Raw genomic sequence first — 21,122 nt, 5'->3', positions numbered from 1 at the left:
GCCCGTCGTCCGGCCCTTTATCCCGTGCTTGGCATGCTGCGCCCAATACTGTATAAATGTACAGTATTGGGCGCAGGCGAATGGGTGGGCACATGGACGATCGGTCCGACAACGAATTTCCGATAGCGCCGCCCGTGCCCCGCAAGGGGCGCGGTGCGGTCGACAACCTGCAGGGGCGGTATGAACTCGCGCAGCGCGAAGCGGTGGACGACGGCTGGACGCACGAGTCCGACGATGCCGATTTCCCCGCGCCGCTGCGCACGCAGGTCTTCGAGGAACGGGCGAAGAGCATCCTGACGCACAACCAGTCGCCCGATATTCCGTTCAGCGTGTCGCTCAATCCGTATCGCGGCTGCGAGCACGGCTGCATCTACTGCTTCGCGCGGCCGACGCACAGCTACCTCGGGCTGTCGCCGGGTCTCGATTTCGAAAGCCGCATCTACGCGAAGGTCAACGCAGCCGAACTGCTCGAGCGCGAGATTTCGCGCAAGCGCTACGTGCCGGAGCCGATCGCGCTCGGCGTCAACACCGACGCGTACCAGCCGGTCGAGCGCGACCTGCGCATCACGCGCAGCGTGATCCAGGTGATGCACGACCGCGGGCTGCCGTTCGCGGCGATCACGAAGTCATCGCTGATCGAGCGCGATCTCGACCTGCTCGCGCCGATGGCCGAACGCGGGCAGGTGATGGCGGCGGTCACGATCACGACGCTCGATGCCGAACTCGCGCGCACGCTCGAGCCGCGCGCGGCCACGCCGGCGCGGCGGTTGCGCACGATCCGTGCGCTGCGCGATGCGGGCGTGCCGGTCGGCGTGAGCATTGCGCCGGTGATTCCGTTCGTGACCGAGCCCGACATGGAGCGCGTGCTCGAAGCCTGCGCGGAAGCCGGTGCGACGCACGCGAGCTACATCATCCTGAGGTTGCCGTGGGAGGTCGCGCCGTTGTTCAAGCAGTGGCTTGCCGCGCATTTTCCCGATCGTGCGGAGCGCGTGATGAACCGTGTGCGCGACATGCGCGGCGGCAAGGATTACGACTCGGATTTCTCGAAACGGATGAAGGGCGAGGGGATCTGGGCCGACCTGTTGCGGCAGCGCTTCCGCCAGGCCGTCAAGCGGCTCGGGTTGAACGAGCGTACGAACGGCATCCTCGATCTGTCGCGGTTCCGCGCTGCGTCTGGCGCCGGGGTGCCGGCGCCGCGCGTCGCGGTTCGTGCAGCCGGCGCGAAGTCGCGCGACGACATGCAGTTGAACCTGTTCTGACCGGCGACCAACGCAGCCGTCGGTGGGCCGTATCGACCGTATTGGTCGTGCTTACTGCGAAATCTGCTTGGCTGCTTCGACCTGCGATTCGAAGTACGTCTGGAACGACAGCGCGAGGGCGGTCATCAACAGGAACGCGCCGATCAACAGCGAGAAGATCACGACGAAGATCACGGTCCAGCCCGACCGGCTGTGCTTGCCGGTGTCCGCGTTGAATTGCGCATCCCATTTTTCGTCGGGGCGCAGCCCGTAGACAAGTGCGGCGAGGAACGCCGCCAGCAGCGAGATGGCACCGGGTGCCGCGAGCCACCAGCCGAGGCCGGCGCTGCGTTGGGTTTCGGCGAGCAGGAGGAAGCCCGGGATGCCGACGATCGTCGCGAGCAGGTGCGCCCAGCCGTACACGTCGCGAAAGCCGTACAGATAGAAGCGGTGTGCGCCGAGCGATCCGAGCAGGAATGCGAGGGCGGCGGTGAGCGTCTTGGAGCGGAAGCGGCGGGGCGATGCGGTGCTGCTGGACATGGATGGCGGCGTATCGTCGTTGGCATGGGCGGGGCCGGCAGGCCGGCGCGGGCGCGCGGCCCGGCACGCATTCTACGATGCCCGGTCGGGGCCGGTCACCCCTCGCCTGCGTCAAGGTGCCGCATAAGTCACCCGGTAGATCGCGCCTGCGTAATCGTCGCTGATGAGCAGCGAGCCGTCTGGCAGCGGCAATACATCGGCCGGGCGTCCCCATGCCGTGCCGTCGGGCCGCAGCCAGCCCGTGACGAACGGCGTTTGATGAGCGTGGCCGCCGTCCGCGGAGGCGACCACGCGCGTCACGCGGTAACCGACCTTCGTGCTGCGGTTCCACGAGCCGTGTTCGGCAATGAAGACATTATTTCGATACGACGCGGGAAACATCGGCCCGGTGTAGAAGCGCATCCCGAGCGCCGCGACATGCGCGCCGAGTTTCAGGACGGGCGGCACATAACGTCGGCAGACGTCGGCGCTGCCGAATTCGGGGTCGGGCGTATCGCCGCCGTGGCAGTATGGAAAGCCGAAATCGAGGCCGGCGCGCGGCGCGCGGTTCAGCTTGTCGTCCGGTACGTCGTCGCCCATCATGTCGCGCCCGTTGTCGGTGAACCACAGCTCGCCCGAATCGGGGTGCCATGCAAAGCCGACCGTATTGCGTATGCCGCGAGCGAACACTTCGCGCCCGCTGCCGTCGGCGTTCATCCGCGCGATGATCGCGTAGCGGCCGCGATCCGCGAGGCACACGTTGCACGGCGCGCCGATCGGCACGTACAGCTTGCCGTCGGGGCCGAACGCGATGAATTTCCAGCCGTGATGGTGATCGGTCGGCAGGGCGTCGGTCACGACGACGGGCGCGGGCGGTTTCGCGAGCCGGTCGTCGATATGGTCGAGGCGCAGGATGCGCGACACGGCGGATATATAAAGGGAGCCGCCGCGGTAGGCCACGCCGACGGGTATGTCGAGTCCCGACGCGATGACGTAGCGTGCGCTGATCCGGCCCTCGTGCATCACCAGCGCATGGACGCGGCCCTCCCGCGAGCCGACATACAGGATGCCGCGCGGCGACCACGCCATTTCCCGTGCGGCCGGTACGGCGTCGGTCAGCACGTCCACATGGAAGCCGGGCGGAAGGACGAGTTCGTTCACCGGCAACGGCGCGGCAAACGCCGGGGCGCACGCGAGGCAGGCAAGGCCGGCAAGCAGCGCCGCGAACGGGTGCTGCACGCGGCGCATCGGGGTGGCGCGAAGGGATGGCATGACGGTCGGGAGCATCCTGGATACGACGATTGTATGCCCGGCGCACGGGCCGTCCGCGGATTTTTACGCGTAAGTGTTTGTTGTACCTCTGGTTTCCGGCTATAATCGCGTGTTTCAGTAGTTTCGAACCCGGTTTTCCCGAAGGACATCATATGGTTATCATCCGTCTGGCTCGTGGCGGCTCGAAGAAGCGCCCGTTCTACAACATCGTTGCTACCGATTCGCGCAACCGTCGTGACGGCCGCTTCATCGAGCGCGTCGGCTTCTACAACCCGGTCGCCACGAAGGGCGAATCGCTGCGTATCGCTCAGGATCGCCTGACGTACTGGCAAGGCGTTGGCGCGCAACTGTCGCCGACCGTCCAGCGTCTCGTGAAGGAAGCGCAAAAGGCGCAACCGGCTGCCTGACATGGCACGGTGTGCCGGTCGTGCCGGCTGTGAGGTGCATTGATGGCGGGTCACGATTCCGGTAATGCAAGGCGCGGGCGTGCGTCATTCGGCGCATTCGTCCGCAAGCCGGTCGAGCGCGACGCGGTCGCGAACGCCGGTCAGGCTGCCGAACGAGGCAGTCCCGAAGCGACGCAAGCCTGGCCCGACGATGCCGTCGAGGTCGGAGCGGTGGTCGACGCCTACGGCCTGAAGGGCTGGGTCAAGGTGGCGACGCATGCCGATGCCGGTCGCGGTGGCGACGCGCTGCTCAACGCGCGTCGCTGGTGGCTGGAACGCGGTGCGGAGCGGCTTTCCGTCCGCATCATGCAGTCGAAGACGCACAGCGACACTGTCGTTGCGCAACCCGCGGGCGTCAGCGACCGCGATGCTGCGCTGTCCATGCGCGGCTTTCGCGTGTTCGTGCGCCGGGAAGATTTCCCGGCACTGGCCGCGGACGAATTCTATTGGGTCGACCTGATCGGCCTCGAGGTCGTCAACGAGCAATCGGTGGCGCTCGGGAAGGTGAGCGGGATGATCGACAACGGCGTGCATTCGATCATGCGTGTCGAGTATCCGGCAACCGGCAAGGACGGTCAGCCGACCACCGACGAGCGGTTGATTCCGTTCGTCGGCGTCTACGTCAAAACGGTGGATCAGGCGGCGCGTCGCATCGTCGTCGACTGGGAAGCCGATTACTGAAATGAACCAGGTTACCGAGAGCGCGGTGCAGTTCGACGTCGTCACGCTCTTTCCCGAGATGTTCCGTGCACTGACCGACTGGGGGATCACCAGCCGGGCCGTGAAGCAGGGGCGCTTCGGGTTGCGCACCTGGAACCCGCGTGATTTCACGACGGACAACTACCGCACGGTCGACGATCGCCCGTACGGTGGCGGTCCGGGCATGGTGATGCTGGCCAGGCCGCTCGAAGCCGCGATCGACGCCGCGAAAGCGGCGCAGGCGGAGCAGGGCATCGCGAGCACGCGCGTCGTGATGATGTCGCCGCAAGGCGCGCCGCTCACGCACGATCGGGCGGTGCGGATGGCGCAGGAACCCGGCGTCGTCGTGCTGTGCGGTCGCTACGAAGCGATCGACCAGCGCCTGCTCGATCGTTGCGTCGACGAGGAAATCAGCCTCGGCGATTTCGTGCTGTCGGGCGGCGAATTGCCGGCGATGGCGATGATGGATGCCGTCGTGCGGTTGCTGCCCGGCGTGCTGAACGATTCGCTGTCGGCCGTGCAGGACAGCTTCGCGGACGGCCTGCTCGATTGTCCGCACTACACGCGTCCCGAGGAATACGACGGTGTGCGCGTGCCGGACGTGCTGCTCGGCGGGCATCATGCCGAGATCGAGAAGTGGCGGCGGCAGGAAGCATTGAGGAATACGTTGCGGAAGCGGCCGGACCTGATCGTCCGGGCGCGCCGCGAGAAGTTGCTGAGCCGCGCCGACGAGGCGTGGCTCGCGAACCTCGCACGCGAAGCGAAGGACGCCTCCTGAGGCGGCTGCGCGAGCGGGAATTGGCGGTGCCGCACATGCGTGTGCGGCGCCTGATGTGAATCCATCCTCTATCGGGGCCAGGCCTGGAAGCAGGCGGGTGTGAACGCCGACACGATGGCATAAGGAGTCAGTAATGAATCTGATCGCAAAACTTGAGCAGGAAGAAATCGAGCGCGCGCTCGCCGGCAAGACCATCCCCGATTTCGCCCCGGGCGACACGGTGATCGTGAACGTGAACGTGGTTGAAGGTAACCGCAAGCGCGTTCAGGCTTACGAAGGCGTCGTGATCGCGATTCGCAATCGTGGTCTGAACTCGAACTTCATCGTCCGCAAGATCTCGTCGGGCGAAGGCGTCGAGCGTACGTTCCAGACGTACTCGCCGCTGCTGGCAAGCATCGTCGTGAAGCGTCGCGGTGATGTGCGTCGTGCGAAGCTGTACTACCTGCGCGAGCGTTCGGGCAAGTCGGCTCGTATCAAGGAAAAGCTGGTGTCGAAGGATCGCGCCGCAGCAGCTTCCCAAGAGTAAGAGCTGTAAGGAAAAAGCACCCAACCGGGTGCTTTTTTCATTCTGGCGCGACAATATGCTCGATACGACACGAACCCGAGAGCCCCATTGAATCGCCGCCCCATCATCGATCCCGAAGTACTGCCGGTCGAAGGCACCGGTGCCGGCCTGCCTGTCATCGATTCCGGGCTGATGACGCCGTCCGGCCTGCGCGATCGCTTCGCGCGCACGCTCGAGTGGAGCGTCGAGCCCGGCGAAGCGAAGTTGCAGGAAGGCGTCGATCCACGCAGCGCCGCCGTCCTCATGCCGCTCGTCGTCCGCGAGTCGGGCCTCACCGTCCTGCTGACGCAGCGCGCCGATCACCTGAACGACCACGCCGGGCAAATCAGTTTTCCCGGCGGCCGTCGCGAGCCGTTCGACCGCGATGCGACCGCCACCGCTTTGCGCGAGGCGAAGGAGGAGATCGGGCTGGCCGCCGAACGCGTCGAGATTCTCGGTGCGTTGCCCGACTACCTGACCGGCACGGGTTTCTGCGTGACGCCGATCGTCGGCCTCGTGCATCCGCCGTTCACCGTGCAGGCCGACACGTTCGAAGTCGCCGAGATTTTCGAAGTGCCGCTCGCGTTCGTGATGAATCCCGCGAACCATCAGGTTCGCGTGTTCCGGTGGGAAGGCGGCGAGCGTCGTTTTTTTGCCATGCCCTATCCGAACGACGAATCGGAAGGGCATTACTTCATCTGGGGCGCAACTGCCGCCATGTTTCGCAATCTGTATCGCTTCTTGGTCGCCGGGTAGGCGGGCGCGCCGGCCGGTGCGCGCGAGCGCCCGCGCGGCGACCGCGCCGGCAGCCATGCGCGGCTGACGCTGTGCTATCGTTATGCAAAAAATGACATAACTCCGAAGACGGCGCCACGCATGACTTTCTTTTCGGTTCTCCTCGCTCTCATCATCGAACAGGTCCGCGCGTTGTCGCCGAGCAATCCGGTGTTCGCACTGTTCCAGTTTCATGCGGAAACCGTCGCGCATGGCCTCGACGCCGGCAAGCAGAAGCACGGGATCCTCGCATGGCTCGCGGTCGTGCTGCCGTGGGTGCTGATCGTCGCGCTGATCTATTTCCTGCTGTACAAGGTGAGTTTCGTGCTCGCGTTCCTGTGGAACGTCGCCGTCGTGTATTTCACGCTCGGCTTCCGCCAGTTCAGCCACTACTTCACCGATATCCATCTCGCGCTCAACAACGACGACGTGCCGCGCGCGCGCGAGATCCTGCACGAGTGGACGGGCCTCGACACGGTCGACATGCCGGTCGGCGAAATCGTCCGCCATACGCTGATCCACGCGGTCGTCGCGTCGCATCGGCACGTGTTCGGCGTGTTCTTCTGGTACGTGCTGCCGATCGGCCCGGCCGGCGCCGTGCTGTACCGGATTTCCGAATACCTCGCGCGTAGCTGGTCGACGCCGGGCGACGACCGCACGGCCGCGTTCTCGACGTTCGCGCAGCGCGCGTTCTTCGTGATCGACTGGATTCCGTCCCGACTGACGGCGCTCGGCTTCGCGATCGTCGGCAATTTCGAGGATGCGATCTATGCGTGGCGCAACCATACGCGCCAGTGGCCCGACCCGAACGACGGCGTATTGCTGGCTGCGGGCAGCGGTGCGCTCGGCGCGCGTCTCGCGGGGCCGCTCGCGGAACCGTCGAGCCTCGATCGGTCGGCGAAATCGTCCGCCATACGCTGATCCACGCGGTCGTCGCGTCGCATCGGCACGTGTTCGGCGTGTTCTTCTGGTACGTGCTGCCGATCGGCCCGGCCGGCGCCGTGCTGTACCGGATTTCCGAATACCTCGCGCGTAGCTGGTCGACGCCGGGCGACGACCGCACGGCCGCGTTCTCGACGTTCGCGCAGCGCGCGTTCTTCGTGATCGACTGGATTCCGTCCCGACTGACGGCGCTCGGCTTCGCGATCGTCGGCAATTTCGAGGATGCGATCTATGCGTGGCGCAACCATACGCGCCAGTGGCCCGACCCGAACGACGGCGTATTGCTGGCTGCGGGCAGCGGTGCGCTCGGCGCGCGTCTCGCGGGGCCGCTCGCGGAACCGTCGAGCCTCGATGCGCTGGCGGTCGGCGACAGCGGTCCGTTGACGGTCGGTGACGATTGCACGCCGCGCACGCTGCAGTCGGCGGTCGGCCTCGTGTGGCGCGCGGTGATCTTGTGGATGATCCTGCTGTTGATGCTGACGCTGGCCGTCTGGGTATCGTGACGTGCTAACCCAGCGCCCGATGAAATGAAAAGGCCGGCTCGATGCCGGCCTTTTCGCTGTGCGTCGGCGCGGTGCGTTCAGTCGTCGAGTGGATCGCGCACGGCGCCGCATTGCCAACACGCGGTGAATTGCGCTTCCAGCGCTTCGCCGCACTGCCGGCAGCGCCAAGGTGCCGCGCCGGCCGACGGGCCGTGCGACGCGGCGTCGAGGAGCCGACGGGCGAGCGCATCATCGCGTTCGTCGTTCAGCCACAGTTCGGGCGTGCACGCATCGGCGGGCAGGCCGCCGAGCGCGCCGGTCGCGTAGCAGTTGTGCAGCTCGCAGCCGATGCCGGCCACCTGGAGCACGTTGGCCCAATGCTGTGCGGTCGCGAGGTCGGGTGCCTTGAAACGCATCGCGGCTCCTGTCGATGAAGGCCGGCCCGGCTGGCGCCGGCCGGCCGTCGCACACGTCGCGCGATCAGCGCACGATCTGGTTTGCCTCGTGCACGAGCTGCGCGTACAGCGCGTGCCGGGACGGCGCGATGCGGCCGTCGGCGACGGCTTCGAGGATCGCGCAGCCGGGCTCGTGCAGATGATGGCAATTATAGAAACGGCAGTCCGCGAGCAGCGGCCGGAACTCCGGAAACGCGCGTTCGAGGCGGCCTTCGGTCAGGTGGTAGAGGCCGAATTCCTGGAAGCCCGGCGAATCGATCAGCGCACCGCCGCCTTCCAGCGGGTACAGGCGCGTGAACGTGGTCGTGTGACGGCCGCTGTTGAGCGCGGCCGAAATCTCGCGGGTCGCGGCTTCGGCGTCGGGCACGAGCAGGTTCACGAGCGTCGATTTGCCCATCCCGGACTGGCCGAGCAGGATCGTCGAATGCCCGGCGAGGTGCGGCATCAACTGCGCGCGCGCGTCGTCCGGCGCACCTTTCACGGAGAGCTCGAGCACGTCGTAGCCGAGCGCGCGGTACGGCGCGAGACGCTCGCGCGCAACCGGCAGCGCGGCCTCGACGTCGATCTTGTTGAGCACGACGAGCGGCTTCAGCTCGTTCGCCTCGGCCGCGATCAGCGCGCGGCCGAGCAGATCCTCGCTGAAATAGGGCTCGGTCGCGAGCACGATCAGCAACTGGTCGAGGTTCGCCGCGAACAGCTTCGACTTGAACTGGTCGGAGCGGTACAGCAGGTTGCGCCGTTCGCCGATTTCCACGATCACGCCCTGGTCGGCCGATGCGAGTTCGTACACGACGCGGTCGCCGACCGCGATGTCGCTCTTCTTGCCGCGCGGGAAGCATTGCAGCATCGGCCCGCCGTCGTCGGGCGCGACGATGTAGTGGCGGCCGTGCGCCGCGATCACGCGGCCTTCGGCCCGCTGCGCGCCCGAGGCGCGCGGGGCCGGCTGGCGGGAGGTCGGCCGGCTCATGCGTGCTGCAGCAGGCGGTCGATCCGCTGCGACGCAGGCGGATGCGAGTAGTAGAAGGCCGTGTAGACGGGGTCGGGCGTCAGCGTCGACGCGTTGTCCTCATAGAGTTTCACGAGCGCGCTGACGAGATCCTGCGCGTCGGTCTGGCTGGCCGCGAACGCGTCGGCCTCGAATTCGTGCTTGCGCGACGTGAGGCTGCTGAACGGTGTCGCGAAGAACAGGAACACCGGAATCGCGAGGAAGAACAGCACGAGTGCGGCGCCCGCGTTGCTGGTGTCGAGCGACGGCGTGACGCCGAGCCCCGTATAGAACCACGTGCGTTGCGCGAGCCAGCCGAGCAGCCCGAGCAGCACGAGGCTCAGCACGAACGACACGAGCATCCGCTTCATCACGTGGCGGCGCTTGAAGTGACCGAGTTCGTGCGCGAGCACGGCTTCGATCTCCTGGCCGGACAGACGCGCGAGCAGCGTGTCGAAGAACACGATCCGCTTCGATGCGCCGAAGCCCGTGAAGTACGCGTTGCCGTGCGCGGAGCGGCGGCTGCCGTCCATCACGAACAGCCCCTTGGCTGCGAAGCCGCAGCGCTTCATCAGGGACTCGATGCGCGAGCGCAGCGCGTCGTCCTTCAGCGGCTCGAACTTGTTGAAAAGCGGCGCGATGAAGGTCGGGTAGATCAACAGCACGAGCATCTGGAACGCGACCCACACGATCCAGGTCCACAGCCACCACAAGTTGCCGGCCTGGTTCATCAGCCACAGCACGACGAACAGCAGCGGCAGGCCGAGGACGGCGCCGAGCAACGTGTTTTTCAGCATGTCGGTGAAGAACAGCCGCTTCGTCATCCGGTTGAAGCCGAAGCGCTGCTCGATCCCGAACTGGCGGTAATACTCGAACGGGACGTCGATCACGCCCGTGATCGCGAGCACCGTGGCAACGAGCGCGACCTGCTGCCCGTAGCCGCGGCCGAGCCAGCCGGTCAGCAGCGTGTCGAGCGCGCCGACGCCGCCGAGCAGCGTGAGGCCGACCAGCACGGCCGCGCTGACGACGATCTCGAGCATCGTCAGCCGGGTGCGCTCGACCGTGTAATCGGCCGCGCGCTGGTGGGCGGTCAGCGGGATGGTGGCGCTGAACTGCGCGGGCACGCCGTTGCGGTGCGCGGCGACGAAGCGGATCTGCCGCGACGCGAGCCACAGCTTGGTGACGACCATCGCGAGTACGGCGATCGCGAACAGCAGGGTGAACGAAAAGGGTGACATCGAAGGCGCCAAAGGGTTCTATGCGAGAATTATATGTTCTTGCGGACCGGCCCCGCTGATGCGATGCCGGCCGCCCGGGCGGCGCCGCATCGGCGCGCCCGGTTCGCTATTTTCCAGGATGAATCATGACCGATACCGCCGCTTCCGCCAGCCAGCCCGCGCTCGTGCGCAACGAGTTGAACCTCGTCTGGCTCGACATGGAGATGACGGGCCTCGACCCGGATAACGACCGCATCATCGAAATCGCGGTCGTCGTGACCAATTCCACGCTCGACGTCGCCGTCGAGGGCCCGGTGTTCGCGATTCACCAGAGCGACGAGACGCTCGCGAAGATGGACGACTGGAACAAGTCGACGCACGGCCGCTCGGGGCTGATCGACCGCGTGCGCGGATCGACCGTGACCGAGGCGGAAGCCGCCGCGCAACTGCAGGCGTTCCTCGCGCAGTACGTGTCGCCGGGCAAGTCGCCGATGTGCGGCAACTCGATTTGCCAGGATCGCCGCTTCATGGCGCGCTGGATGCCGGAATTCGAGCGGTTCTTCCACTACCGCAACCTCGACGTCAGCACGCTCAAGGAGCTGTGCCGCCGCTGGCAGCCGGCCATCTACAAGGGTTTCCAGAAGCGGGCGATGCATACGGCCCTGGCCGACATCCACGAGTCGATCGACGAGCTGAAGTACTACCGCGAGCATTTCCTGATTCCGGCCGCGTCGGCGCCGACAGGCGATTCCGTGCCGGCGGCCTGAGCGGGCCGGCACGCGCGGGGCGCTCGGCAAACGCTCAGCGCCGCGCGCTTTTCGGCCGGAACGCCGCGACCACCGCGGCGTCGGTCTCGATATACGGGCCGCCGATCAGGTCGATGCAGTAGGGCACCGCGGCGAAGATGCCGGGCACGGTCGACTTGCCGTCGGCGTCGCGCAGCCCTTCCAGCGTTTCCCGGATCGACTTCGGCTGGCCGGGCAGGTTGATGATCAGCGCCGCATGGTCGGCCGTTTCGCGGATCACCGCGATCTGCCGCGACAGGATCGCGGTCGGCACGAAATTCAGGCTGATCTGCCGCATCTGTTCGCCGAATCCCGGCATTTCCTTCGTCGCCACGGCCAGCGTGGCTTCCGGCGTCACGTCGCGACGCGCGGGGCCCGTGCCGCCCGTCGTCAGCACGAGGTCGCAGCCGGCGACGTCGACGAGTTCGGTCAGCGTGGCCGAGATCGTCGGCGCGTCGTCCTGGATCAGGCGCGTTTCGGCACGCCACGGCGAAACCAGCGTGCCGGCGAGCCATTCCTGCAGCGCCGGAATGCCCTTGTCTTCGTAGACCCCCGTACTCGCGCGGTCGCTGATCGACACGAGGCCGACCACGAGCTCGTCCGGGTGGTTACGCTTCGTCGTCATGGTCGTCTCCGGCCTCGTCGGCCGCTTCGTCGTCGCTGTCGGACGCGCCGCCGGCCGCCTTGATCCACTGGAACAGCTCGCGGAAATAGCGCGGCGGCTTGCCTTGCTGCGCTTCCTTGCGGGCATTGCGGATCAGCGTGCGGCCTTCCTGGATGTCGGCGTCGGGGTGCTGGCGCAGGAATTCGGTCAGCGCGTCGTCGCTCGCGAGCAGCTGCTCGCGCGTGCGCTCGATCCAGTGCAGGCGGGCGGTGGCGGCCTTGTTCACGCCGCGTTGCGCGTCGAGGGCGGTGCGCAGCGCGGCCGTTTCGTCGTCGGTCAGCGAGCGCATCACGCGGCCGACGTACTGGAGCTGGCGGCGCTTGCCTTCGTGATCGGTGATCCGGCGCGCCTCGCGCACGGCGTCCGCGAGGCTTTCGGGCATCGGCATGCGCTTCAGTGCGTCTTTCGGCAGATCGACGAGCGCCTGGCCGAGCACCTGCAACTCGTGCATTTCGCGCTTCAACTGGGATTTGCTGGGGCGATCGTAGCCGTTGTCGTCTTCTTCGGCGACAGGCTCGATCGGCTGGATTCGGGTTTTGCGTGTCATGGGCCGCATTGTATCGCGGCGCGGACACCCCAAGCTTGTCTGTGCGCGGCCCCGGACCTTGCTATGATCGCGGGATACGCAACATTTTGACCATGCGGGCGCCCGCCCGCCACCGGATACCAAGACGATGGCAGCCAATCTCGACGTACAAGCGCGCTATTTCCCGCACACGCAGGACCAGCTCAAGGAAATCGCATCGGACATCCTTCGCCATGCGAAGGCGCTCGGCGCGACCGACGCCGCGACCGAAATCTCCGAGGGCGACGGCCTGTCGGTGTCGGTGCGCCGCGGCGAAGTCGAAACGATCGAGCACAACCGCGACAAGATGGTCGGCGTCACCGTGTTCATCGGCAAGAAGCGCGGCAACGCGAGCACGTCGGACTTCTCGCCGGCCGCGATCAAGGATACCGTCGCCGCCGCCTACAACATCGCGCGCTTCACGGCGGAGGATGAAGCGGCCGGCCTCGCCGAAGCCGAGCTGCTCGAAACCGATCCGCGCGACCTCGATCTGTACCACCCGTGGGCGCTGAGCGCGGACGAAGCCGTCGAGCTCGCCCGCCGCGCGGAGGACGCCGCGTTCGCGGTCAGCCCGCAGATCCGCAATTCGGAAGGCGCGAGCGTGTCGGCGCAGCATTCGCAGTTCGTGCTCGCGACGTCGCGCGGCTTCCTGGCCGGCTATCCGTACTCGCGCCACTACATCGCCTGCGCGCCGATCGCGGGCAGCGGCCGCCACATGCAGCGCGACGACTGGTATTCGTCGAAGCGCAGCGCGATCGATCTCGCCGCGCCCGAAGCGGTGGGCCGCTACGCGGCCGAACGCGCGCTCGCGCGGATGGGTGCGCGCCGTCTCGACACGCGCAAGGTGCCGGTGCTGTTCGAAGCGCCGCTCGCGGCCGGCCTGCTCGGCGCGTTCGTGCAGGCGGTGAGCGGCGGCGCGCTGTATCGCAAGACGTCGTTCCTCGTCGACAGCCTCGGCAAGCCGGTGTTCGCGCCGCACATCCAGGTGGTCGAGGATCCGCACGTGCCGCGCGCGATGGGCAGCGCGCCGTTCGACGAGGAGGGCGTGCGCACGCGTGCGCGCAGTGTCGTGAAGGACGGCGTCGTCGAAGGCTATTTCCTGTCGACCTATTCGGCACGCAAGCTCGGCACGCAAACCACGGGCAACGCGGGCGGCTCGCACAACCTCGCGCTGCGCAGCTCGAACACGCAGGCGGGCGACGACTTCGACGCAATGCTGAAGAAGCTCGGCACGGGCCTGCTGCTGACCGAGCTGATGGGGCAGGGCGTGAACTACGTGACGGGCGACTATTCTCGCGGCGCGGCGGGCTTCTGGGTGGAGAACGGCGTGATCCAGTATCCGGTCGAGGAAATCACCGTCGCCAGCACGCTGCAGGAGATGTTCCGCCATATCGTCGCGATCGGTGCGGATTCGATCGTGCGCGGTACGAAGGAAACCGGCTCGGTGCTGATCGAGCAGATGACGATCGCGGGGCAGTAAGCCGCGCGCGGCGCCGGCCGCCAGGAAGCGACAAAGCCCGACCGGCGCGAGCCGGTCGGGCTTTTTTCATCGTGCGAAGAAGATGTCAGCCGCGCTTGCGTTCGTAGACGACGAACGCATAGCCGAACGTGTTCGGCGCAGCAGCCTGATGCGCGTCGCGCGAGATCTCCTGCCAGTGCGCGGCGTCGGGCGCCGGGAACGACGCGTCGCCGTCGAAATCGGCATCGATCTCGGTGACGATCAGCTTGTCGGCGAGCGTGAGACCTTCCGCGTAGAGTTGCGCGCCGCCGATCAGGAATGCCTCGGGTACGCCGTCGTGCGCGGCCAGCGCCAGTGCGTCGGCGAGCGACGTGACGGTGTCGCAGCCGTCGAAACGGCGCGAGGCGTCGCGCGTGACGACGATATTGCGGCGGCCGGGCAGCGGCCGGCCGATCGATTCGTGGGTCTTGCGGCCCATCACGATCGGCGCGCCCATCGTCGTGCGCTTGAAGAACGCGAGATCCTCGGGAAGTTTCCAGGGCAACTGGTTGTCGCGGCCGATGATGCCGTTGCGGGCACGCGCGACGATCAGGGTCAACGTCGTCATGAAGGTCGGGGAAGAGGGAAGACGGAACGGGCCGATTTTACCGGAACGGCGGCGCGCGCCGGGTTCCGCGTGCCTGCACGGGCGCCCGCGTTGCTTGCGGCGTGCGCCGCGACGTGGGATGCTCGCGCGCCGCGGCGGCCGTCCGAATAAAAAGAGTGCCCGCCGGGGGACGGAGCACAAAAACTTTCGGTATCGCGAGATCGGCGATACCGGTTCCGCTCGATGGCGTCCCGTCCGACCGGATCGTCAGGTCGATACGCAATCCCGATCGAATCGAGGTGTCGAATGATCAGGGATGCGTATTGACTCGCGCGTCGCCTTCCATCGCATGTCGGATATCGCCCGGCAGCGGCAGCGGCAGCGGCACCGGCACCGGCAGCGGCGCCGGCAGCGGCAACTGGGGCGGCGGTGAAATCTCGTCCCACAGCGTCACGGAGGCTTGGCGTGCCGGCAGCGGTTGCGGCGCCGACACGGTCACGATGCCGAACCCGTTGTCGGGTTTGCCCGGCGTGTTTTCGGCAAGCAGCGTGGCGCGATGCGGCTGCATGCCTTCGTCCGCGCAGGCCGGTGCAGGCGGGCCGGCGGCCGACAGCACGAGCGTCATCGGCACGAAGGAAAGTAAAAAAAGTTTTCGCATGGCGACTGTCTCCGGTCGTCTCCGTATTCAGCGAAATACATGCCACCGTATCGGGACCGTTGCCGCCATTGCGATTCGTGCCCGAGCATTTCGAATGGCGGCCGAAAACGCCTGGGAATGTTTCAGGCCTGAAACGAGGCGGCTCGGGAATATTGCTGATTCAACCGATACGCTCGAAGGATGAAAATCGGCGCGTGTGTTGGTGACGAAGCTCTTCGTGCGCATCCATTATGTGCAGAGGATTGATCTGCATCGACCTCCTGAGCGATTTGGCCGCATCGCCATCGGTGCTGAAACGGGTTTGTCGTATTCAGCGCCTATAACCAAGTTGTCTTGTCAAAAATTATTGGACGCGAGATAAGCGCCATCATGCGAGGCTTTGTCGTTGCCGCGCATCGGCATGGCGAATCGAGCCACCTCTGGCTGACCCGATTCGATCCTTTTGCACGCGATTTGACGTGTGCGGCAATCGTTAGACGGTTGATGAACGGGGTGAGCATATGGGAGCCGATCAGCGGCACGTGATCTACTATTCGCGCGAACCGAACGACGCGTTGCGCGGCCATTTCGACGAACGCGGCTGGCGCGTCGATCTCGCCGAGACCGTGCGCGACGTACGGCGCGTCGTTCAGCACGGCGTGGCCACCGCCGGCCTGCTCGATTTCTCGCCGGGCTTCAAGCCGTCGGATTTGCGCGAACTCGAAGCCTGCCTGAGCATCCAGCACATCGGCTGGATCGCGGCGACGCGGCGCGGCCAGTTGCAGGACGCGATGCTGCGGCATCTCATCCGCGACTATTGCTTCGACTACGTGACGATGCCGTACGAAACGGCGCGGATCGTCGAGACCGTGGGCCATGCGCACGGCATGGTCGCCTTGACCGATCCTGTCGCGCCGCCGGTCGGCGCCGGGCGCAGCGAAGGCGAGATGGTCGGCACCTGCGATGCGATGCTCGGGCTCTTCAGGACGATTCGCCGGGTCGCGGCGACCGACGCACCGGTGTTCATCTCGGGCGAGTCGGGCACGGGCAAGGAACTGACGGCTGTCGCGATTCACGAGCGTTCGTCGCGCGCGCAGGCGCCGTTCATCGCGATCAATTGCGGTGCGATACCGTCGACGCTGCTGCAGGCCGAACTGTTCGGCTACGAACGCGGCGCGTTCACCGGTGCGAACCAGCGCAAGATCGGCCGCGTCGAGGCCGCCAACGGCGGCACGCTGTTTCTCGACGAGATCGGCGACCTGCCGCTCGAAAGCCAGGCGAGCCTGCTGCGTTTCCTGCAGGAAGGCAAGATCGAGCGGCTCGGCGCGCACGTGTCGATGCCGGTCGATGTCCGCGTGATCTGCGCGACGCACGTGGACATGGAAGCGGCGCTGCGCGAAGGGCGCTTCCGCGAGGATCTGTTTCACCGGCTGTGCGTGCTGAAGATCGAGGAGCCGCCGCTGCGCGCGCGCGGCAAGGACATCGAGGTGCTCGCGCGCCACATGCTCGAGCGCTTCAAGGGCGATGCGCATCGCCGCCTGCGCGGCTTTTCCCCGGACGCGGTCGCGTCGCTGTACGGCTATTCGTGGCCGGGCAACGTGCGCGAGCTGATCAACCGCGTGCGGCGCGCGATCGTGATGTCGGAAGGCCGGATGATCACCGCGGCCGATCTCGAGCTGAACGACTATGCGACGCTCGCGCCGGTGTCGCTGCTGGAGGCGCGCGAGGCGGCCGAACGGCAGGCGATCGAGCAGGCGCTGCTGCGCCATCGCGGCCGTTTTGCCGATGCCGCGCGGGAGCTCGGCGTGTCGCGCGTCACGCTCTACCGGCTGATGTGCGCGCACGGCATGCGCGATCGCGGCGACACGCTGGCAGGGTTTTCGGCGCCGTTGCCGGAGCTTCCGCGCCACGCTTGCTAAAATCGGCGGGTACGGCCGCCCCTCGCGGCCGAAGGAACCCGCATGAAACAGTATCTCGATCTCGTTCGTACCATTCTCGATACCGGCACCTGGCAGGAGAACCGCACGGGAATTCGCACCATCAGCATGCCGGGCGCGATGCTGCGCTTCGACCTGCAGCAAGGCTTTCCGGCCGTGACGACCAAGAAGCTCGCGTTCAAGTCCGCGATCGGCGAACTGGTCGGCTTCCTGCGTGCGTCGCGCAGCGCGGCCGATTTCCGCGCGCTCGGCTGCAAGGTGTGGGATGCGAACGCGAACGAGAACGCGCAGTGGCTCGCGAACCCGTATCGTCAGGGCGTCGACGATCTCGGCGACGTATACGGCGTGCAATGGCGCCAGTGGCCGGGCTACAAGGTGCTCGATGCGAGCGCCGACGCGCAGATCGCCGACGCGACGCGCCGTGGCTTCCGGATCGTCACGCGTTTCGACGAAGACGGCGCGCCGAAGGTGCTGCTGTACAAGGCGATCGACCAGTTGCGCCAGTGCCTGGACACGATCATGGAGAACCCGTCCGATCGCCGCATCCTGTTTCACGCGTGGAATCCAGCCGTGCTCGACCAGATCGCGCTGCCCGCGTGCCATCTGCTGTATCAGTTCCTGCCGAACGCGACGAAGCGCGAGATCTCGCTGTGCCTGTACATCCGCAGCAACGACGTCGGCCTCGGCACGCCGTTCAACCTGACGGAAGGGGCCGCGCTGCTGTCGCTCGTCGGCCGGCTGACGGGCTATACGCCGCGCTGGTTCACGTATTTCATCGGCGACGCGCACATCTTTGAGGAACCTAAAAAAGTACCAACCTACCACTGACATTAGGTTGCAGCCTAATTCCTCTCGGTACTTTCTCAAAAAGTACCAGCATGCGGGGCCTAGACGGCGGTCCGGTCGGTCCAGCACCTGTCCCCAGATATTTCTTCGACGCGATTGACGAAACTTCAGCTTTCAGGATGAGCCAGCTTACGTTCGGTCGGTAAACCCTTGAGGAGCGACGCGCGCCATAGTCGGTACCGAAGCCCCAAGCGCCACGCTGATGCTTAAGCGTCTATCTAAAATTTAAGCTCAGGCGCTAGATGTGGCATGCCAGATACCACCACTCCTGAGGCTTATCATTACCTCGACGCCATTGAGCTTGCAGACGTTCTCGGTATTTCCCTACGCGCGGTCGTCTTTCGAGCACGTCACCGCCCCTGGCTGCTTCCGCCGCGTGCTCAGCTGTACGACCGAGAGCTCTTGCGCTGGCGCGCAGATGTCGTTGACAGTTGGATGACTGGTACTCAGTTTTAGATGTTCCCTGTGACCTTAAGGCTCGCCCCTGACATCAGTTCTTTTCTTTCGGCCGGCCTTGATAGGTACCGGTTGCTCAGTAGGCTCGACAAGCAAGAGCGATTCTTGGACTCCGAGTGCATTGGCGAGCGAGACCAAATTGTCCAAAGTTACGTTCGCCGACCCTCGTTCAATCTGCCCCAGATGATTCCGGTGCAATCCCACGCGGTCAGCGAGCACCTCTTGCGAGAGCCCAAGTTTGCCTCGCAGCAGCTTTAGATTTGTAGCAAGCCGCAGCCGCGCGGCCTTCTGCTCTGGTGTTGTGGTGTCTTCCATATGCGACAGGAGCATCGCCTATCGCTTCCCGTGAATCCACCCTATATAAAGTGGCAATTTATAAATTGCCAATCTTTACAGTGCATATATTTCGTTTTAGACTTCACGTGATGAGCGCACACGTCTGAGTAGACGGCTTGCATGCGGGTCGGCTCAACAATCCCGGCGGGCGCTATGCCTTTGCGAGGCACGGCAGAGCGCGTTTTTGCGGGAGTGACGCGCCATCAACGTCACGCAATCGCCTGAGGATGCTGAAGATGCTAGTGAAGGTCCCGGATGCCGCCAATCTCATTGTGGCGGACACGACGGTGTCGCTCTGCGTCAGCGGCTGCCTCACTTTCGCGGTAGCAAGGTATGGGCGTTAGCAGTGAAAACACAGTCCGCGGCGAGCGAACGAGGCCACAAATGCAAGCGACGGAAAGCCTCCCCGACGACCAGACGAAGATTGATGCGACCCAACGACGTGGACAGTGCCTCGAATGCATACGTCCTCGGCTTCTTGCATGCGGGGCACTTCTGCGCGACGCCAAAACGGATTCGCTATCTCTGCACGCGCGCTTTTGCCTTGCCTTTGAGTGCATATATTTTTGTTGCCTTGAGCTAGCAGCCGCCAATGGGGTCATGCTCGAGACGCATCGGCATCCCAGTTTCGACGTTCTTGATGCCGCGGTTCCAACTTTGCCGGTCTCCGCTCAAGACAGCGTTACGGTGGATTTGCTGCTTTTTTGGATGGAGCGCGGGACGCCATTCTTGCCGGCAGTGCCGATAACCGAAGTTTGCGATGTGGCAGCACGGGTCCTCGATGCTACCTTCCGCCGGTTTGGGCACACGTAAGCAGATGGATTCGAGAGCGAATCGCCGCTCCCGGCTTATGAACAACCTACAGACCAGAGGACGGGCGATGAGCGAGGCTCTTGGCTTGTCGCCAGATGCCCCCTTCCTACAGACAGACGTTGCAGTGTATCTGGGCGACTGCACCGGTGACACCTTGTCCGTGGTGTGCGACGGCAGCTCAATCGAATCGCGAGGGTCGACGTGGCAGCGCGCGTTACTGGCTCTTGCCTGTCCAACGCCACGTGGCCCATATCCGGTGTGCGGGCGGTTCACAATTTTCGTTCACGAGACGTCCTACCATGCAACCATGGGCCCTCGCGCGGTGGTCACGTTTCGAATCGATGTTCGCTGCGAGGGCACATTGGCATACGCCAGCGTGCGAAGTGCTCAGTCCAGTGCGGACCTTCCGCCAATCCCGTATCTGATTGGCGACGACGTGGTCACTACTGCGCGTCGCGTGCTGGAGGCTTGGCAAGTGGCTCCCCAGACAGACGGCTATAGGCAATGCTAAAAGAACCTGCGGGGTCGACTATGAGATATCGCTCCGCTCGACCCGAGCCAGCCGGACACGGCGCTTGTTCTCAGCCTGCGCAATTGGGTGCGACACGTGGCGCCGCTTGAGCCGCTGTCAACTTCGCCGGAAGAGGCGATTGCTCCTGTGGAGCATGTTCACAAAGGTAACACGTCCACACGCCACTAACCAGAGGTCGCGGAAGAACATGAGTGAATTGTCAATCGCTTTCTACGACGGCGCCTTTGAGAAAGACCTCGCCGCAATGGTGCATCTGTGCGATGTAGAAGGCAGCGTGTTGCCCGATGACAGGCCTCCCTTTGCGCTCCTTGAGGAGGTGAGGCGCGTGCTCGAAATGTGTGGTGAAAAATATTCGGCGCCTCGTGCGTCCGGGGAGCACTTCACTGTATTCCTTGGTCGGAAGTCGGATGGGCCGGTTCAGCCGTTGGCAAGGTTTGACGTGGTGGCACATCGAACACAAGCTCGCGCAAGCTTGATGTACGCAGACGGCTCTCAGACTGACATCAACGGCGCAGTCTTTGAGGGTGACGACGACGTCGTCACAACACTCTTTAAGGTTCTGGAAGCGCAAACGGACGGCATGCGATAGGAACGTTGCCATGACGCGCATGCTGCATGTGCTATGGGAAAATAGGATGCTGCTAGCCGTACCAGCATGGTATGCGGTCTTTTAACGACGCCCATCAGAGGTTGGGAGTGGCAGGCATGCTCCATGGCATGAGGGCGGCATAGTCGTCGGCGGTTGCGGCGAGCGGCAACCTGGTGAACAGCCAGACCAGATAGCGATACGGCTCGACGCCGTTCGCCTTGCACGTCTCGACGAGGGAGTACAGGTTGGCGCTGGCCTGCGCGCCAGCGACAGTATCGGAGAACAGCCAGCCCTTGCGGCCGACGACGAACGGCCGGATCGCGTTCTCGCACAGGTTGTTCGAGATCGGCCAGTTGCCGTTACCGACGTATCGGACCAGCTTTGACCACTGCCCGCTCATGTACTGCAATGCCTTGCCGAGCAGACTCGACGGCACGACGCCTGGTAGATGCTCGACCAGCATGCGCTCGATGATGTCGAGCACGCGGGCGCTGTACCGGATGCGCAGTCGCTGCCGGCGTTCAGACTTCCACTTCGCGCTGCGCGCCTCGGCCGCGAACAGCTTG

Annotated in this window: 21 protein-coding genes and 3 pseudogenes; 13 read left to right on the top strand and 11 right to left on the bottom strand. The window is 65.2% G+C overall.

Annotation, left to right across the window (positions count from 1 at the left end):
* Positions 1-80 precede the first annotated feature (80 nt).
* Positions 81-1,259, top strand: coding sequence for a PA0069 family radical SAM protein (locus AC3IFE_RS25960; protein WP_489192887.1), 1,179 nt, complete (start codon positions 81-83; stop codon positions 1,257-1,259).
* 51 nt (positions 1,260-1,310) lie between these two features.
* On the opposite strand, the gene AC3IFE_RS25955 is transcribed toward AC3IFE_RS25960, so the two are convergent.
* Together AC3IFE_RS25955 and AC3IFE_RS25950 are read right to left on the bottom strand one after the other, a co-directional pair.
* Positions 1,311-1,778, bottom strand: coding sequence for an NINE protein (locus tag AC3IFE_RS25955; protein ID WP_301739517.1), 468 nt, complete (start codon positions 1,776-1,778; stop codon positions 1,311-1,313).
* Between the two features lie 111 nt (positions 1,779-1,889).
* Positions 1,890-3,029, bottom strand: coding sequence for a PQQ-dependent sugar dehydrogenase (locus AC3IFE_RS25950; RefSeq protein ID WP_489192885.1), 1,140 nt, complete (start codon positions 3,027-3,029; stop codon positions 1,890-1,892).
* 152 nt (positions 3,030-3,181) lie between these two features.
* On the opposite strand from AC3IFE_RS25950, the gene rpsP reads away from it, so the two are divergent.
* The 7 genes and pseudogenes from rpsP to AC3IFE_RS25915 all read left to right on the top strand — a co-directional run.
* Positions 3,182-3,436, top strand: coding sequence for a 30S ribosomal protein S16 (gene rpsP, locus AC3IFE_RS25945; RefSeq protein WP_006476550.1), 255 nt, complete (start codon positions 3,182-3,184; stop codon positions 3,434-3,436).
* A gap of 42 nt (positions 3,437-3,478) precedes the next feature.
* Positions 3,479-4,156 (top strand): ribosome maturation factor RimM, encoded by a 678-nt coding sequence (gene rimM / locus AC3IFE_RS25940; RefSeq protein WP_301739519.1) that lies wholly within the window; start codon positions 3,479-3,481, stop codon positions 4,154-4,156.
* 1 nt (position 4,157) lies between these two features.
* The gene (gene trmD / locus AC3IFE_RS25935; RefSeq protein ID WP_006476548.1) at positions 4,158-4,952 is read left to right on the top strand and encodes a tRNA (guanosine(37)-N1)-methyltransferase TrmD; all 795 of its coding nucleotides are present in this window, start codon (positions 4,158-4,160) and stop codon (positions 4,950-4,952) included.
* A gap of 133 nt (positions 4,953-5,085) precedes the next feature.
* A complete protein-coding gene (gene rplS, locus AC3IFE_RS25930) occupies positions 5,086-5,478 on the top strand; it encodes a 50S ribosomal protein L19 (RefSeq protein ID WP_006486838.1) in 393 nt (130 codons plus the stop codon).
* A gap of 87 nt (positions 5,479-5,565) precedes the next feature.
* Entirely contained in the window at positions 5,566-6,252 is a 687-nt protein-coding gene (locus tag AC3IFE_RS25925; protein WP_489192880.1) for a CoA pyrophosphatase, read from the top strand.
* A gap of 120 nt (positions 6,253-6,372) precedes the next feature.
* A pseudogene (locus AC3IFE_RS25920) lies at positions 6,373-7,170 on the top strand (CobD/CbiB family protein); the annotation flags it as partial.
* Positions 7,164-7,715 (top strand): annotated as a pseudogene (locus tag AC3IFE_RS25915) (CobD/CbiB family protein); the annotation flags it as partial. The pseudogenes AC3IFE_RS25920 and AC3IFE_RS25915, both read left to right, overlap by 7 nt.
* 77 nt (positions 7,716-7,792) lie before the next feature.
* On the opposite strand, the gene AC3IFE_RS25910 reads toward AC3IFE_RS25915, so the two are convergent.
* From AC3IFE_RS25910 to AC3IFE_RS25900, 3 genes are all read right to left on the bottom strand, one after another.
* The gene (locus AC3IFE_RS25910; RefSeq protein WP_489192878.1) at positions 7,793-8,110 is read right to left on the bottom strand and encodes a putative signal transducing protein; all 318 of its coding nucleotides are present in this window, start codon (positions 8,108-8,110) and stop codon (positions 7,793-7,795) included.
* Positions 8,111-8,174: 64 nt separating this feature from the next.
* Positions 8,175-9,116 (bottom strand): ribosome small subunit-dependent GTPase A, encoded by a 942-nt coding sequence (gene rsgA, locus AC3IFE_RS25905; RefSeq protein WP_489192876.1) that lies wholly within the window; start codon positions 9,114-9,116, stop codon positions 8,175-8,177.
* Complete coding sequence (locus tag AC3IFE_RS25900; protein WP_489192874.1) at positions 9,113-10,372, bottom strand: M48 family metallopeptidase; 1,260 nt, start codon at positions 10,370-10,372, stop codon at positions 9,113-9,115. Before AC3IFE_RS25900 ends, rsgA begins: the two co-directional genes overlap by 4 nt.
* Before the next feature lie 125 nt (positions 10,373-10,497).
* Between AC3IFE_RS25900 and orn the strand changes: the two genes are divergently transcribed.
* A complete protein-coding gene (gene orn / locus AC3IFE_RS25895; RefSeq protein ID WP_489192872.1) occupies positions 10,498-11,118 on the top strand; it encodes an oligoribonuclease in 621 nt (206 codons plus the stop codon).
* Between the two features lie 34 nt (positions 11,119-11,152).
* Here orn and mog read toward each other — a convergent pair whose 3' ends face one another.
* Both mog and yjgA read right to left on the bottom strand, forming a co-directional pair.
* Positions 11,153-11,761: a molybdopterin adenylyltransferase gene (gene mog, locus AC3IFE_RS25890; RefSeq protein WP_089466952.1), complete on the bottom strand. Its 609-nt coding sequence runs from the start codon at positions 11,759-11,761 to the stop codon at positions 11,153-11,155.
* Positions 11,745-12,347, bottom strand: coding sequence for a ribosome biogenesis factor YjgA (gene yjgA, locus AC3IFE_RS25885; protein ID WP_277603196.1), 603 nt, complete (start codon positions 12,345-12,347; stop codon positions 11,745-11,747). The genes mog and yjgA overlap by 17 nt, the downstream gene beginning before the upstream one ends.
* A 127-nt stretch (positions 12,348-12,474) precedes the next feature.
* Here yjgA and pmbA point away from each other — a divergent pair, with 127 nt between their 5' ends.
* The gene (gene pmbA, locus AC3IFE_RS25880; protein ID WP_059574040.1) at positions 12,475-13,845 is read left to right on the top strand and encodes a metalloprotease PmbA; all 1,371 of its coding nucleotides are present in this window, start codon (positions 12,475-12,477) and stop codon (positions 13,843-13,845) included.
* An 85-nt stretch (positions 13,846-13,930) separates the two neighbouring features.
* Here the strand turns inward: pmbA and AC3IFE_RS25875 are convergent, their stop codons facing one another.
* Positions 13,931-14,431 carry a dihydrofolate reductase gene (locus AC3IFE_RS25875; RefSeq protein ID WP_089466955.1) on the bottom strand — a complete coding sequence of 167 codons (501 nt, stop codon included), beginning with the start codon at positions 14,429-14,431 and terminating at the stop codon, positions 13,931-13,933.
* A gap of 289 nt (positions 14,432-14,720) precedes the next feature.
* A complete protein-coding gene (locus AC3IFE_RS25870; RefSeq protein ID WP_489192868.1) occupies positions 14,721-15,068 on the bottom strand; it encodes a hypothetical protein in 348 nt (115 codons plus the stop codon).
* 500 nt (positions 15,069-15,568) lie between these two features.
* Between AC3IFE_RS25870 and AC3IFE_RS25865 the strand changes: the two genes are divergently transcribed.
* Together AC3IFE_RS25865 and AC3IFE_RS25860 are read left to right on the top strand one after the other, a co-directional pair.
* Positions 15,569-16,966, top strand: a complete 1,398-nt coding sequence (locus AC3IFE_RS25865) for a sigma-54 dependent transcriptional regulator (RefSeq protein ID WP_089466958.1) — start codon at positions 15,569-15,571, stop codon at positions 16,964-16,966.
* A gap of 42 nt (positions 16,967-17,008) precedes the next feature.
* Positions 17,009-17,782 (top strand): annotated as a pseudogene (locus AC3IFE_RS25860) (thymidylate synthase); the annotation flags it as partial.
* A gap of 519 nt (positions 17,783-18,301) precedes the next feature.
* Here the strand turns inward: AC3IFE_RS25860 and AC3IFE_RS25855 are convergent.
* Positions 18,302-18,601: a helix-turn-helix domain-containing protein gene (locus AC3IFE_RS25855; RefSeq protein ID WP_489192919.1), complete on the bottom strand. Its 300-nt coding sequence runs from the start codon at positions 18,599-18,601 to the stop codon at positions 18,302-18,304.
* Between the two features lie 1,553 nt (positions 18,602-20,154).
* On the opposite strand from AC3IFE_RS25855, the gene AC3IFE_RS25850 reads away from it, so the two are divergent.
* Positions 20,155-20,556, top strand: a complete 402-nt coding sequence (locus tag AC3IFE_RS25850) for a hypothetical protein (RefSeq protein ID WP_489192866.1) — start codon at positions 20,155-20,157, stop codon at positions 20,554-20,556.
* Positions 20,557-20,650: 94 nt separating this feature from the next.
* Here AC3IFE_RS25850 and AC3IFE_RS25845 read toward each other — a convergent pair.
* On the bottom strand, positions 20,651-21,122 hold a 472-nt coding region (locus AC3IFE_RS25845; protein WP_489192864.1), incomplete at its 5' end, for an IS66 family transposase.

The organism is Burkholderia sp. APQ4-4ca (genome assembly GCF_057837105.1).
This window is presented reverse-complemented; position numbering and strand designations above follow the sequence as displayed.